The sequence below is a fragment of the Planococcus sp. TJ-301 genome, from assembly GCF_058268475.1.
The window spans coordinates 1,090,505-1,103,664 of record NZ_JBZDOH010000001.1; the positions used below are offsets into that span (position 1 = coordinate 1,090,505).

Genomic DNA, 13,160 nt, shown 5'->3' on the forward strand with positions numbered 1-13,160 from the left:
AAAAAGAAAATCGCATAATTATTCGGCCCTTCTAAAAGAAATTAGGAGGGCTATTCTTTATTTTAGAACATTGTCGTGATAATATAAAGAAAGTGAATTTAATTGAACGTGCAAAAGGAGAGCAAAATATGATTTTTAAAGTATTATATCAGGAAAACCGTGCAGAGGTACCAGTTCGCGAAAACACTAAGAGCCTCTATGTTGAAGCTTCATCCGAGCGTGAAGTAAGAGACCATTTGAAAGACCGCAATTACAACATCGAATTCATCCAGCTGCTTGAAGGAAACCACCTTCAATACGAGCAAGACAGCCAGAATTTCGAATTAGAGAGTTTGGAATAACAATGAAATTCGTTAAAAATGATCAAGTTGCAGTTTTCGCCCTCGGCGGACTAGGCGAAATCGGCAAAAACACATACGGTGTGCAATTCCAGGATGAAATTATCCTGATTGACGCCGGCATCAAATTTCCGGAAGACGATTTGCTCGGAATCGATTATGTAATTCCGGATTACACTTATTTGGTAAAGAATGCTGATAAGATCAAAGGCCTCTTCATCACACACGGCCACGAAGATCATATCGGCGGCATCCCTTATCTATTGAAACGGATCAATGTCCCAGTATACGGCGGGAAGCTCGCATTAGGCCTGCTCCGCAAAAAATTGGAAGAGCATGGCTTGCTCCGCCAAACCAAAATGATTGAAATCGCAGAAGAAGATGTCATCAAATTCCGTAAGACGTCTATCAGTTTCTTCCGTACAACCCACAGTATTCCGGATTCGTTCGGCGTTGTCGTTAAGACGCCGCCTGGCAACATTGTCCATACAGGAGATTTCAAATTCGATTTCACTCCTGTAGGCGAACCGGCAAACTTGTTGAAAATGGCTCAAATCGGCAGTGAAGGCGTTCTTTGTCTCTTGTCCGACAGCACAAACGCTGAAATTCCGAACTTCACGATGTCGGAACGCAAAGTCGGCGAAACAATCAAAGACATTATGAGAAAAGTGGATGGCAGATTGATTTTTGCTACATTCGCATCCAACATCTATCGCTTGCAGCAAGTTACTGACGAAGCGGTAGCGCAAGGGCGTAAGATCGCTGTATTTGGACGCAGCATGGACAATGCAATGACTATCGGCCGCGAACTTGGCTATATCAATGCACCGGAAGATGCTTTTGTCGATACACAAACCTTGAACCGCCTGCCAGCAAACGAAACATTGATTCTTTGCACTGGCTCCCAAGGCGAACCGATGGCCGCCTTGTCGCGCATCGCGAACGGCACACACCGCCAAATCCAGATTCAGCCGAATGATACGGTTGTCTTCTCGTCTTCCCCGATTCCGGGCAATACGAGCAGCGTTAACCGGACAATCAACTTGCTGTTCCGCGCCGGTGCTAATGTCATTCATGGCTCGTTGAATAATATCCACACATCCGGCCACGGATCTCAAGAAGAAAACAAATTGATGCTTCGTTTGATCAAACCGAAATTCTTCATGCCGATCCATGGTGAATACCGGATGCAAGCCCAGCATGCTGAACTTGCTGTTGACTGTGACGTCCCGCGTGAAAACACCTTCATCATGGAAAATGGCGACGTTTTGGCATTAGGCGAAAACGAAGCTTCTGTTGCTGGCCGCATCCCTTCTGGCGATGTTTACATCGACGGCAGCGGCATCGGCGATATCGGCAACATTGTCTTGCGCGATCGCCGCGTCCTTTCTGAGGAAGGGCTGGTCATCGTCGTTGTCAGCGTTGATATGAAGAACAATAAAATGGTCTCCGGCCCGGACATTATCTCCCGCGGTTTTGTCTACATGAGAGAATCAGGCACGATGATTTACGAAGCCCAGCAAATGCTGAACCGCCATTTGAAGAAAAAAATCCACGGCAAGGATACGGAATGGTCAGAGCTTAAAAACGACATTTCCGATGTCTTAGGACCGTACCTATTTGAAAAAACAAAACGCCGTCCAATGATCTTGCCGGTCATTATGGAAGTGTAAGTAAATATAAAAGACAGTCCCGAAAGCCGCTAAAGGCTTTCGGGACTGTCTTTTTTGTTTTTATCAGTGTTATTAATTCAATACTTTTTTCTCAAAGCGGTTAATATCTGAATCTGATCCGATAATGATCAGCACATCCGCCAACTCGATTTCCATATCCGCTTGCGGCGACACGATAATATCTTTCTCGCGTTTGATGGCAACGATGTTGATGCCGTATTTTGCACGGATGTCGAGCCCAATCAATGTGCGGCCTGCTAGTTTTTCATTGGCCTGGATTTCTGCAATCGAATGCTCGTCCGACAGCTCCAAATAATCCAAAACGTTGTTTGACAGCATATTATGCGCAATGCGGATGCCCATATCGCGCTCCGGATGGACGACGCGGTCAGCACCGATTTTGTTCAGCACTTTCGCATGATAATCGTTTTGGGCTTTCACGGTAATCTGCTTGACCCCGATTTCTTTCAGCATCAATGTTGTCAGGATGCTTGCCTGAATGTTTTCGCCGATTGCGACAATGACATGCTCAAAATTACGGATGCCCAGCGATTTCAACACGGTTTCATCTGTTGTGTCCGCTACTACCGCTTGTGTCGCAATAGATGCAAATTCGTCGACCCGTTCTGAGTCTTTATCTATCGCCATTACGGCGGCGTCTTGTTCGATCAGTTCGCGGACAATGCTGCCGCCGAAGCGCCCCAGTCCTATTACTACGAATTCCTTTTTCATGTCCATCCCCCAAACTCATTGACTGCTCTCATTTTATCACAATTACCTGCGGTATTGACAAGCCTTCTTGCGGTTTTCCATCTTATCCATCAGAGGAATACAAAAAAAACCCCGCTCATCGGCGGGGATCCAGCGGCCTTTTCGGCCGTTTGTCGCAATATTCGCATGTGGCATCGCTGCATTTCTCTTCGCGCCATTCGTTGCAGCCTGAGCAGTAGCTCGCATCGAATTCGTCGTCGAATGTCAGTTTTGACAAGCAGGAATGGCAATACGTATGAACGTCCATCCAGTTGATGAACTTTTTATCTGCTAGAAGGTAAAGCCCCTGCTGTTCTTGTCTGTAATTCATAATAGAAGATTTTTGGACAACACGTTTTTTAGGGTCTAAGAAAAAATTCATTTTGCTGTTCACTCAAATCACTCCCAAAATTGGTTAAGCTTTTATCCGTTTTGCCGCGAGCGGTGGCTGGGATTCCATCAAAGCGAATTCCCGGCGTCCATCATTGGGATGGCGCGGCCAATTAATTTATAAGTTAGCTGTTATTGTATGTTTTATGTTTTGCACTTTCTCTATGATAGTAAATCATTGCAGTAAAAAGCAATAGATATGTTCCAATTAAATTTAAATAACATTAATTTGACTCTAAACTGCTTTTTTGTATACTTAAAGATGCTAAGAGTAAACTATTAATCTACTTTAACTAAACTTTTGTTTGATTGGCTCAGTAATTCTTGGTGGGGGGATAATATGGAGATTGGGGCAAAAATTAAGCGTCTGCGCTTAAAGAACGGTTTGACACAGGAAGAGCTGGGTGAGCGCACTGACCTCAGCAAAGGATTTATCTCCCAGCTCGAACGGGACATGAACTCCCCTTCTATAGAAACTCTTTTTTCCTTGCTTGAAGTGCTCGGCACAACGCCTAAAGATTTTTTTGATGATACGGACAAAAGACTGAAAGTCACGTTTACGCCGCAAGACCATGTCGTGCACAAAGACGAAGAAGCCGGCTATGAAATAGATTGGCTCGTTGCCACTTCCAATGAAAAAGAGATGGAACCGGTTTATTTGACGCTTTACAGAAATGGACATTTTAAACGGTTTGAGCCTTCCCTGGCGGAAACTTTTATCTATGTTATTGAAGGAAGCGTGCGTCTGGTTCTCGGCAACATTGAATACACAGCAAATACCGGGGACTCGATTTATTACGAAGCTTCCGACAATCATCAATTGATCAATATTGCGGACGGCAAAACAGAATTGATCATTGTAGCCACACAATCTTATTTATAAACTTGGAGGGATCGTCTGACCAATCAATAATCCGATTTGATAACGTGACACAAACTTATAACGGGGATTCCCCGGTTTTGAAAGATATCAGCTTTGAGTTGAAAAAGGGAAATTCTATACACTTCTTGGTCCATCCGGCTGCGGTAAAACGACGATTCTGCGTTTGATTGCAGGCTTTAACACGCCGACACAAGGCAATATCTATATCGGAGGCAAGAAAGTCAACCGGATTCCGGCGAACGAACGCAAAGTAAATACGGTATTTCAGGATTATGCCTTATTCCCTCATTTGAATGTATTTGAAAATGTGGCATTCGGCTTGCGCATCAAGAAAGTGAAGGAGCGGAAACTGACCGTCGCGTAAAAGAAGCCTTGGAATTCGTCAATTTGAAAGGCCATGAAACCCGTGAAATCTTAGAGATGTCCGGCGGTCAGCGTAATCGTCAACGATCCCGAAGTGACTGGCGACGAGCGATTCTGCCCTACTGAAGAAATGCGGGACCGCCTGGAAGTCTATGAAAACCTGGGGCTTGAGATGCTTGGTGTTTACAACGAACTGTTTTTGGAATTTAAAATGGACATGGAAAAATGACAGGCAGAGCTTCTGCCTGTTTTTTTCTTTGGCTTCCGGGTATTGTATTAAATGACATTGTGATAAACTTTTAGTCACACGAAAGAAATAAGAGAGAAGGATCGACGATGGCCCAAAAATCAAATAAATTCGCTTTATACGTGCTAATGTTCAATATGTTCATCGCAATGAGCGGCATCGGGCTAATCATTCCCATCATGCCTGAATATCTCGATACATTCGGCGTTGCCGGCCAAGCGCTCGGCACATTGATCGCTACATTCGCATTGGCACAATTTTTATTTTCTCCGCTGTCCGGAGAACTATCGGACAAATACGGCCGCAAGAAATTGATCATTATTGGCTTGATCATCTTCGGCTTATCCCAATTGGTATTCGGTCTGGCTTCCGATTTATGGATTTTGTACTTGGCGCGCTTTTTTAGCGGACTCGGCGCCGCTTTCCTCATTCCGCCAATGATGGCTTTTGTAGCGGATATCACCACCTATGAAGAACGCGGCAAAGGAATGGGGCTCCTCGGTGCTTCGATGTCACTCGGCTTTATGGTCGGCCCCGGATTCGGCGGCTTTCTTGCTGAAGTCAGTCTGCAATTCCCGTTCTATGTTGCCACCGCAGTCGCATTGATTGCAGCAGTGATTTCGCAATTCGCTTTGCCGGACGTTGCACCGACCATTGATGCTGCGCCCGCTAAACGCGAGAATCTCTTGCAGCAATTGAAAAGGTCCAGCTACACGCCTTATTTCGTCATGTTGATTGTCATGTTCATCTTTGCGTTCGGTTTGGCCAATTTCCAATCGACAATCGCTTTGTATGTCGATAAGAAATACAGCTTTACGCCTAAAGAAATCGCTGTCCTCATCACTGTCGGTGGCTTTGTCGGCGTCATCGTCCAGACTTTCGTCATCGACCGGCTGTTCAAGCGCTTTGGCGAAATGAAAGTGATCTTGGTCAACCTGTTGGTTTCCGCTGCGGCAATGATTGCTGTGCTTTTCGTCAACACCTTCTGGACGATCCTGCTGGTATCGGCAATTTTCTTTACAGCCGCTTCACTTTTGCGTCCGGCCATCAATACGCTCATTTCCAAACTAGCCGGTGATGAACAAGGGTTTGCAGCAGGTATGAACAATGCCTATATGAGTTTAGGAAACATGATTGGCCCTGCTCTTGCCGGAATCCTCTTTGATATCGATATGAGTTTCCCGTATATTTTCGGTACAGCCATTTTGATCACCTGCTTTTTCCTGGCGAATACGTGGTCATTGCGAAAACGCCAGCTGCTGGCTGAAAGCCGGACTAGCTGAAGGCCTAACATCTCATAACTTTAATGGAAAACAAAAAATAGACAGGCAGCCACTTAGCTGCCTGTCTGTTTTTTTATTGGCTTTGGAAAAATTCGTAGATGAATTGCGGCATCGTATCCAAAACCGCTTCGTCTGGATTAAGTTTGGAATGATGAAGGCCGTAAGGAGAACCAACACCCGCCCAAAACATGAGGCCTGGAATCTGATTGGTGAAATACCCGAAATCCTCACCCGTCATCGCCGCTTCAGCGCGTTTTGCTGAAACGCCTTTATAGCCGGCGGCGAAATGCAGGAATTGTTCTGCCAATTCTTCGTCATTATTCACTTCCAGATAACTTGAACCGTAATCGATGGTGATTCGGCAATGGAAGCCTTCTTCAATAGCGCGGCAATGTGCTTCAATGCGGGACTTCATGTTTTGCATTGATTCCAAATTCAAGGTACGGATCGTCCCTTCTAGCCGCGCGTGTTCCGCGATGACATTTTGGACAGTCCCTGCAGTGAATTTGCCGACCGTCAATACCGCCGAATCCATTGGGTTGACGTTGCGGCTGACGATTGTCTGCAGTTGAAGCAGAAGCGACGCCGCTGCTACCGCCATGTCTTCCGCATTATGCGGAAAAGCGGCATGGCCGCCTTTGCCTTGAAGGTCGATGAACAATTCCGAGGTGTTTGCAAACAACAACCCCGGCTTTGTCGATACTGTTCCTGCTGGCATTTCCGGCGCGATGTGCAGTGCAAAAATGTTATCCGGCAAAAATGCCGGCATTTCAGCTTTCAGCCATTCCCGGAACGGCAATGCGCCGCCCGGCCCTTCTTCTGCCGGCTGGAACAAGATTACCACGTCATCTTTGATCGGTTTTTCGGTTAATTTCTCCAGCAAACCAAGCGCAACCGCCATATGGACATCATGGCCGCACGCATGCATCCGCCCTGGATGGAGCGAAGAGAATGGGAGCCCTGTTGCTTCCGTGATCGGCAAGCCGTCGATATCCGTGCGCCAGCCAATCAATTTACTTGGAGCAGTGCCTGAAACCTTTACTGCCAAGCCAGTCTTCCATTCCACTACATCAAGACGATCTTGCGGCAGCTCCTGGATGATGCTTTTCAAAAGAGCCTGGGTTTTAACTTCCTGAAACCCGATTTCCGGTATTTGATGCAATTCTCTTCTGATTTTCATTAAATCCATAAAATATCGCCTCTTATAACTGGCGAAGTTCTTGTTTGATTTCCGTTTTCGAACGTGTTTTTTCATCCATCAATTTAAGGACGCGTGCTGGCGTGCCGCCGACTACTGAGTTGGCTGGCACGTCTTCAATAACGATTGCGCCGGCTGCAACAACCGCGCCTTCGCCGATGCGGACGCCTTCTAATACGACTGCATTCGCACCAATCATGACGTTGTCTTCTACTATGACAGGAGTCGCTGATGCAGGCTCGATCACACCGGCAAGGACTGCGCCTGCTCCGATGTGGCAGTTTTTGCCGACAGTTGCGCGGCCGCCAAGAATAACGCCCATGTCGATCATTGTGCCATCACCGATGACCGCTCCGATATTGATGACAGCGCCCATCATGATGATGCAATTATTGCCGATTTCCACATTTTCGCGGATAAATGCGCCTGGCTCGATGCGGCTGTTGATGTTTTTCATATCCAATAACGGAATCGCAGAGTTTCTGCGGTCATTTTCTACTACTGAGTCTTCGATGACAGCAGCATTTGCTTCAAGTGCTCCTTGGACTTGCGCCCATTCACCGAAAACGGTTGCGTGGTTCCCTTCTCCAAAAACTTTAGAGCCTGTGCCATAGTCCAAAGAAGCGACGTTCTGCCCTTTTACATAAACTTTGACAGGCGTTGATTTTGTAGCATTCTGTATGTACGAGATAATTTCATTTGCATCCATTTGCTTCATCAATAAAAACCTCTTTCTATAAGTGATGGTGTTATTATAACGGATTTAGAATAATAATTCAGTACATTAGCTTAATAAAGCGGCATGTTTTTTCACTATATCGACAAATGCCTCTACTTGGCGCAGCTGGAATGCAGATTCGTAGCCGATTAGCCATGTATCACGCGTAAGCTCCAATTCTTCCGCGCTGCTCGACAGCGGGATTTTGTGGACGCCCTCTGTCCCGTCCAGCGTAATAGAAGGCAAAATCGCATAGCCGATGCCGTTGACCGCCATTTGCTTGCACGTCTCAATCTGGTCAACTGTGATTTGCCGCTTCGGGCTTGAAGCGAAATGCTTCTGCCACCATTGCTGGATTTCCTCGTAATAATTGGAATCGCTTTTAAATTGGATAAACGGCCGTTCCGTCTTTTCCACTTGTTCGAGCGATGTGATTTCCTTATCAACCAAATACAGCGTATCACGGAATAAATGCATCTTTGTGCCTTTCCAATCGGTTTGGCCCCGGACAATGCCGACATGGGCTTCGCCTTCATAAAGCGCTCGGACGATGTCTGAACTCCAGCCGGTAATCAACTGGATTTTTGCTTCCGGGTAAAGCGTGACGAAATCTTTCAGCACCTTCGGCAGCCAATTCTGGCCGATGATTGTTGCGCAGGCAATTTTCAATGTGCCGTGGACTTTAGACGTCAGTGTATGAAGGATTTCAAATACCTCTTCCTTGCGCTGAATCATGTCAATCGAATAATTGATGACAAGCTCTCCGGCAGGCGTCGGCGTCAATCCTTTTTGCGAGCGGATGAACAATTGCTGTCCCCAGTCTTTCTCGATAGACTGCAGGCGCTGCGACAAGGCCGGCTGTGACAAGAAGAGCCGTTCAGCCGCTTTCCGCATATTGCCTTCTTCTGCCAGCACTTTGATGATCAGTTCTTCATTAGCCATCTCTTCTCAGCCCTCTCTTTCGCGGCAGCCCGAAGATCAGCAATAAACTGATCAGAGCAAAAACCGCGGTCAACCCGTAAACGTTCTGCGACCCTTGTTCGAGCCCTTCCTGCAGCACTTTAATTGCTTCTGGGGATAAGGCGGCCCGGCTCTTCTCCGTCAGCAATTCGTTGACCGAGTTCAACGTGAATCCTTCCCCAGTGCTGCGGAAATAATTTAACAGCGTCACATTCAGTACACTTCCTAACAATGCCGCTCCGATCGTGCTCCCCAAATTCCGCATAAAAATGTTTGAAGCTGTCGCGGAGCCACGCTGTTCGTAGGAAACCGCCGATTGGATCGAGACGATAAACGCGGTGCTTGTAAGCCCCATCCCGACGCCGATGAAAAAGCTCGACATCGCAGCCCACCACGGGCCGAAACTTGCCTGCATCAAAACGAACAGCACCGTCCCAATGACCAGTGACACGCCGCCGAGCAGCGAGGTTTGAAAATAGCCGATTTTCAGCAGCAGCTTCCCTGAAAAAAAGGCTGCAATCGGCCATCCGATCGACATAGCTGTCAGCGTGAATCCGGCGATTGTCGCGGACTGTTCCATGACACCAGTGACATAAGCAGGCAAATAGCTCGTTACGCCGATCAGGATGATGCCTGTAAAAAGGGAAACCAGGTTCGCGAATAAAATCGATTTATTGCGCCAGATGGAAAATGGCATCATCGGATCTTCCGCTCTTCGCTCCACAAAGACGAACAGGGTGAAAATAGCGGCCGCGCCTCCCAGCAGCATGAATGACGGAATAGAAGCCCAGCCAAAACCGACGCCGCCTTCAACGAGCCAATAAAGGAACATGGAGAGCGCAAGCGTCAGTAAAGCCGCGCCAGCGAAATCGATAGCCGGTTTCTTATGGTTCACCGGTTCCACCAAAAAGAACATCACTCCCAGCAACGCCAAAATTCCAAGTGGAATATTGACCCAAAATACGTATTCCCAGCCGACAGTCGCTACCAAGATGCCGCCTATCGCAGGTCCGGTCACTGCGGAAATCCCCCACACACTCGACAGGTAGCCTTGTATTTTCGCGCGTTCTTCATTCGTATAAATATCCCCGACAATCGTTGTTGCAATCGGCAATACTGCTCCCGCTCCAATTCCTTGGACAAAGCGGAAAAAAATCAATCCATCCATCGATGTCGCCAGCCCGCAAAGAAGCGAGCCAATCAAAAATAGGATGATGCCTACAGCAAATATCGGCTTGCGCCCGAAAATATCGGACAGTTTCCCATACAGCAGCACCGTAACCGTACTCATCAGCAGATAAGCAGAGAACACCCAGCTGTATTTGGAAAATCCGCCAAGCTCTGCCGAGATGCTCGGCATCGCTGTCGAGACGATTGTCGCTTCCACTGCACCGATAAACATTGCCAGCATCACGGACGCCAGCACCAATGGACGATTTGTTTTTTTCATAAGTTATGCCCTCTCTCTTGATGACAGAAAAAAGGCCTCGCAATGAGACCTCCAATGGCTATCTGAATCTTATTTTTTTAATTGGTAAATTTGCTTTTTCAATTGTTTCAGGACGACTCGGCGAGTCAAAATCCCCATAAACATTCCATCATCGTCGATGACACATAAAAAGTTCTGGTCAATTAGCAGGTCCAATGCCCGCCGAAAGCGTTCGTTGATATGAATCAGCGGAAAATCCCGCTCCATGATATCGTCTACTTTGATGTCAGGCAGCCGTTCATATTCGATGTGGTCGAGCCCCAGAATGGCATCAGTTATACGCTGGGCATTGATCAATCCGCGAAAACGGTATTTCGGATCCAGTACGGGAATCGCGGAATAGCCTGTTTTTGTCAAAACCAATAATGCGTGTTCTGCGCTATTGCCCACTTGGACATGTGCGACTTTTTCGGAAGAAATGATGAATTGTTCGATTGGCATATCAAGAAAATCTTTGCTAGGTAATGAAATCATGTACTCTACTCCTTTAACTTCATAAACGAGCCAACCTAATTCCGGTCGTTTTCATCATAACATATTACGGTAGCCGAAACTATTTTTCACTTTACGTTTGCCGTATGAATTGCAAGGATTTCCTAGAACGGAAATTTGTTCAGCCATTGCCCTCCGTCCAAAGTGACAATCTCCCCGTTCATATAAGAAGCTCTTTCCGACATGATAAACGCTGCGAGTTCCGCCACTTCTTCCGGCTTCCCAAGACGGCCCAGCGGAATGGATTCTAACGTGCGTTTTGCCGCTTTCTCGGATTCCCATAATTTATCGGCTCCACCCGTCCGTTCAATCGGCCCTGGTGCAATCCCATTGACCCGGATGCCGTATTGTGTGCCCCATTCCACCGCCAATGTCCGCGTCAATGACATGACGCCTGCTTTGGCGGCCGCTGAATGCGCAACGCCTGCCCCTGCGTTCCATGCATAGGTAGCTAGCATATTCAGGATATTTCCCTTCGCGCCCCTTTCAATCCAGTAGTTTCCGACTGCATGTGAACAGAAGAATGTGCCGTTCAGTACGATATCAATGACGGAACGCCAGCCGTTAGGCGACAGCTTTTCCGCGTGGACGATAAAATTGCCTGCCGCATTATTGACCAGCCCGTCGATGCGCCCAAATTTCTCATGGGCGAAGCTCACCATCGCTTTTGCGTGTTCCGGTTCCCGGACGTCCATTTGAAATACTTCCACAGAACCATTAAGCACTTCCATCGATGTGACAGCAGCATTCAGCTTTTCCATATCCCGCCCCGTGATGATGACATTCGCACCTTCTTTTGCAAACCGTTCCGCCATATGGTACCCCATGCCGCTTGATCCGCCTGTTACAATAATCGTCTGTTCTTTGAACATTTCCATTTCCCCAATCCCCTTTATGTGTAATTTTTCAATTCGGCCCTGCCGTCCGTCCAGTATACAGTTTCCCGTTAATTTGGTATGATGGACATGCTTAATTAAGCAAATTCCAACTTCAGAAAGGAATGGGTCCATGGCTACACAAAAAACGGATGCGGAAATTGCCCAGGCAATCTTCACCGTTAACCGGCACGCGAAAACCGCCCCTGACAACCAGTATTTGTACGCCTTGAAAAAAGAAGCCTTATCGACGATGATCACCAAGAATCGCGCCAGAAAAATCGGTCTTCACTTCAGCAAAAATCCCCGAAAAAGCCAACAACAATCTTCAGTCCTCGTTCAATGCGGTAACTATTATTTTCACATGCTGCCGAAAAAAGAAGACTTTGAACAGCTTGACCATTTAGGCCAGTTGGATGAATCCTATCGTAATCCACCCAGCAGGATGAACCTAAAAACCGCCAAGGAGATCCTCAGCTCTTTCACCGGCCTTCAGCCGAAAAAGAAAGAAGCTCCCCAAGCGCCTTTCACCAAAACGTACACGCCGAGAGAGGCAGATCGGTTTTATTCACCCAAAAAATCCTATTTTGATTGATCATCCGATACGCCGGCTTCCAGAGCCAGCGTATTTTTTTATTCTTCGTAATACTTGATCAATGCTTGGGTGCCGTTTTCCCCGTAGCCTTGATCAGCCAGGCTTTCGTACATGCGCAGCGATTGGCGAAGGCCCGGCAAGTCAATGCCCATCGCTTCAGCTTCTTCAGCGGCGATTTTCATATCTTTGATGAAATGCTTTATGTAGAACCCTGGGTCGAAATCGCCGTTGATGATGCGCGGCGCCAGATTGGACAGCGACCATGAACCTGCCGCACCAGAGGAAATCGACCGCAGCACCTGTTCCGGATCCAGTCCCGCTTTTTTCGCGTAGATCAGTGATTCGCAGACACCGACCATATTGGAGGCGATGATGATCTGGTTGCACATTTTCGTATGCTGGCCAGCCCCCGCTGCCCCTTGATAGACGATATTCTGTCCAAGCAATTCGAATAACGGCAAAGCCTCTTGGAAAACCGCTCTATCTCCGCCTACCATGATTGACAAGGTGCCGTTCTGTGCCCCTATGTCACCGCCAGACACTGGGGCATCCAGCGATTTCAAACCTTTTTCTTGAGCCGCTTCGTAAATCCGCTGCGCCAGTTTTGGTTGCGAAGTTGTCAGATCGACCAATACCGTTCCTTCTTTAGCGCCTTCCAATATGCCGTTATTCCCAAAATAAACTTGTTCGACGTCAGCCGGGTAGCCGACCATCGTGAATACTGTCTCGGCTTGTTCCGCTGCCTGCCGCGGCGACTCCATTAGCTTTGCTCCTAAAGCGACTAGGTTCTCCGCTTTTTTTGCCGTCCGTGTATAAATCGCCACTTCATGGCCAGCCTCTAATAAATGCTTGACCAAACTATTGCCCATGACACCAGTCCCGATAAATCCAATTTTCATATGCTAT

At 47.3% G+C, this 13,160-nt stretch carries 14 protein-coding genes and 2 pseudogenes; 7 read left to right on the plus strand and 9 right to left on the minus strand.

Going from position 1 to position 13,160, the window contains the following annotated elements:
* Positions 1–128: 128 nt before the first annotated feature.
* Positions 129–341 (plus strand): DNA-dependent RNA polymerase subunit epsilon, encoded by a 213-nt coding sequence (locus tag AC4EHJ_RS05575; RefSeq protein WP_490974578.1) that lies wholly within the window; start codon positions 129–131, stop codon positions 339–341.
* Between the two features lie 2 nt (positions 342–343).
* Positions 344–2,011, plus strand: coding sequence for a ribonuclease J1 (gene rnjA / locus AC4EHJ_RS05580; RefSeq protein WP_490974579.1), 1,668 nt, complete (start codon positions 344–346; stop codon positions 2,009–2,011).
* Positions 2,012–2,083: 72 nt separating this feature from the next.
* Here the strand turns inward: rnjA and AC4EHJ_RS05585 are convergent, their stop codons facing one another.
* A complete protein-coding gene (locus tag AC4EHJ_RS05585; protein ID WP_490974580.1) occupies positions 2,084–2,743 on the minus strand; it encodes a potassium channel family protein in 660 nt (219 codons plus the stop codon).
* 115 nt (positions 2,744–2,858) lie between these two features.
* Positions 2,859–3,155 carry a hypothetical protein gene (locus AC4EHJ_RS05590; RefSeq protein ID WP_490974581.1) on the minus strand — a complete coding sequence of 99 codons (297 nt, stop codon included), beginning with the start codon at positions 3,153–3,155 and terminating at the stop codon, positions 2,859–2,861.
* Between the two features lie 336 nt (positions 3,156–3,491).
* Here AC4EHJ_RS05590 and AC4EHJ_RS05595 point away from each other — a divergent pair, with 336 nt between their 5' ends.
* The 4 genes and pseudogenes from AC4EHJ_RS05595 (at position 3,492) to AC4EHJ_RS05610 (ending at position 5,927) form a co-directional block, all read left to right on the plus strand.
* On the plus strand, positions 3,492–4,034 hold the full coding sequence (locus tag AC4EHJ_RS05595) for a helix-turn-helix domain-containing protein (RefSeq protein WP_490974582.1): 543 nt from the start codon (positions 3,492–3,494) through the stop codon (positions 4,032–4,034).
* A 2-nt stretch (positions 4,035–4,036) separates the two neighbouring features.
* Positions 4,037–4,478, plus strand: a pseudogene (locus tag AC4EHJ_RS05600) (ABC transporter ATP-binding protein); the annotation flags it as partial.
* 4 nt (positions 4,479–4,482) lie between these two features.
* A pseudogene (locus tag AC4EHJ_RS05605) lies at positions 4,483–4,626 on the plus strand (spermidine/putrescine ABC transporter substrate-binding protein); the annotation flags it as partial.
* A gap of 107 nt (positions 4,627–4,733) precedes the next feature.
* Positions 4,734–5,927, plus strand: a complete 1,194-nt coding sequence (locus AC4EHJ_RS05610) for an MFS transporter (RefSeq protein WP_490974583.1) — start codon at positions 4,734–4,736, stop codon at positions 5,925–5,927.
* Between the two features lie 73 nt (positions 5,928–6,000).
* On the opposite strand, the gene AC4EHJ_RS05615 is transcribed toward AC4EHJ_RS05610, so the two are convergent.
* From AC4EHJ_RS05615 to fadH, 6 genes are all read right to left on the minus strand, one after another.
* Positions 6,001–7,116: an N-acetyldiaminopimelate deacetylase gene (locus AC4EHJ_RS05615; RefSeq protein WP_490974584.1), complete on the minus strand. Its 1,116-nt coding sequence runs from the start codon at positions 7,114–7,116 to the stop codon at positions 6,001–6,003.
* Between the two features lie 13 nt (positions 7,117–7,129).
* Positions 7,130–7,843 carry a 2,3,4,5-tetrahydropyridine-2,6-dicarboxylate N-acetyltransferase gene (gene dapD, locus AC4EHJ_RS05620; RefSeq protein WP_490974585.1) on the minus strand — a complete coding sequence of 238 codons (714 nt, stop codon included), beginning with the start codon at positions 7,841–7,843 and terminating at the stop codon, positions 7,130–7,132.
* 66 nt (positions 7,844–7,909) lie between these two features.
* A complete protein-coding gene (ccpC, locus tag AC4EHJ_RS05625; protein ID WP_490974586.1) occupies positions 7,910–8,785 on the minus strand; it encodes a transcriptional regulator CcpC in 876 nt (291 codons plus the stop codon).
* Positions 8,778–10,253 (minus strand): MDR family MFS transporter, encoded by a 1,476-nt coding sequence (locus AC4EHJ_RS05630; RefSeq protein ID WP_490974587.1) that lies wholly within the window; start codon positions 10,251–10,253, stop codon positions 8,778–8,780. The genes ccpC and AC4EHJ_RS05630 overlap by 8 nt, the downstream gene beginning before the upstream one ends.
* Positions 10,254–10,322: 69 nt before the next feature.
* Positions 10,323–10,766 carry a cyclic-di-AMP-binding protein CbpB gene (gene cbpB, locus AC4EHJ_RS05635; protein ID WP_135505660.1) on the minus strand — a complete coding sequence of 148 codons (444 nt, stop codon included), beginning with the start codon at positions 10,764–10,766 and terminating at the stop codon, positions 10,323–10,325.
* A gap of 122 nt (positions 10,767–10,888) precedes the next feature.
* Complete coding sequence (gene fadH / locus AC4EHJ_RS05640) at positions 10,889–11,656, minus strand: 2,4-dienoyl-CoA reductase (RefSeq protein ID WP_490975625.1); 768 nt, start codon at positions 11,654–11,656, stop codon at positions 10,889–10,891.
* 136 nt (positions 11,657–11,792) lie between these two features.
* On the opposite strand from fadH, the gene AC4EHJ_RS05645 reads away from it, so the two are divergent.
* On the plus strand, positions 11,793–12,254 hold the full coding sequence (locus AC4EHJ_RS05645; RefSeq protein ID WP_490974588.1) for a YkyB family protein: 462 nt from the start codon (positions 11,793–11,795) through the stop codon (positions 12,252–12,254).
* A gap of 38 nt (positions 12,255–12,292) precedes the next feature.
* On the opposite strand, the gene AC4EHJ_RS05650 is transcribed toward AC4EHJ_RS05645, so the two are convergent.
* The gene (locus tag AC4EHJ_RS05650; protein ID WP_490974589.1) at positions 12,293–13,153 is read right to left on the minus strand and encodes an NAD(P)-dependent oxidoreductase; all 861 of its coding nucleotides are present in this window, start codon (positions 13,151–13,153) and stop codon (positions 12,293–12,295) included.
* Between the last annotated feature and the right edge of the window lie 7 nt (positions 13,154–13,160).

What these genes read in the sequence shown, in the direction of transcription:
- AC4EHJ_RS05575 (WP_490974578.1), top strand. Translation starts at nt 129, where the DNA reads ATGATTTTTAAAGTATTATATCAGGAAAACCGTGCAGAGGTACCAGTT.
- rnjA (WP_490974579.1), top strand. Translation starts at nt 344, where the DNA reads ATGAAATTCGTTAAAAATGATCAAGTTGCAGTTTTCGCCCTCGGCGGA.
- AC4EHJ_RS05585 (WP_490974580.1), bottom strand. Translation starts at nt 2,743, where the DNA reads ATGAAAAAGGAATTCGTAGTAATAGGACTGGGGCGCTTCGGCGGCAGC.
- AC4EHJ_RS05595 (WP_490974582.1), top strand. Translation starts at nt 3,492, where the DNA reads ATGGAGATTGGGGCAAAAATTAAGCGTCTGCGCTTAAAGAACGGTTTG.
- AC4EHJ_RS05610 (WP_490974583.1), top strand. Translation starts at nt 4,734, where the DNA reads ATGGCCCAAAAATCAAATAAATTCGCTTTATACGTGCTAATGTTCAAT.
- AC4EHJ_RS05615 (WP_490974584.1), bottom strand. Translation starts at nt 7,116, where the DNA reads ATGGATTTAATGAAAATCAGAAGAGAATTGCATCAAATACCGGAAATC.
- dapD (WP_490974585.1), bottom strand. Translation starts at nt 7,843, where the DNA reads ATGAAGCAAATGGATGCAAATGAAATTATCTCGTACATACAGAATGCT.
- ccpC (WP_490974586.1), bottom strand. Translation starts at nt 8,785, where the DNA reads ATGGCTAATGAAGAACTGATCATCAAAGTGCTGGCAGAAGAAGGCAAT.
- AC4EHJ_RS05630 (WP_490974587.1), bottom strand. Translation starts at nt 10,253, where the DNA reads ATGAAAAAAACAAATCGTCCATTGGTGCTGGCGTCCGTGATGCTGGCA.
- cbpB (WP_135505660.1), bottom strand. Translation starts at nt 10,766, where the DNA reads ATGATTTCATTACCTAGCAAAGATTTTCTTGATATGCCAATCGAACAA.
- fadH (WP_490975625.1), bottom strand. Translation starts at nt 11,656, where the DNA reads ATGTTCAAAGAACAGACGATTATTGTAACAGGCGGATCAAGCGGCATG.
- AC4EHJ_RS05645 (WP_490974588.1), top strand. Translation starts at nt 11,793, where the DNA reads ATGGCTACACAAAAAACGGATGCGGAAATTGCCCAGGCAATCTTCACC.
- AC4EHJ_RS05650 (WP_490974589.1), bottom strand. Translation starts at nt 13,153, where the DNA reads ATGAAAATTGGATTTATCGGGACTGGTGTCATGGGCAATAGTTTGGTC.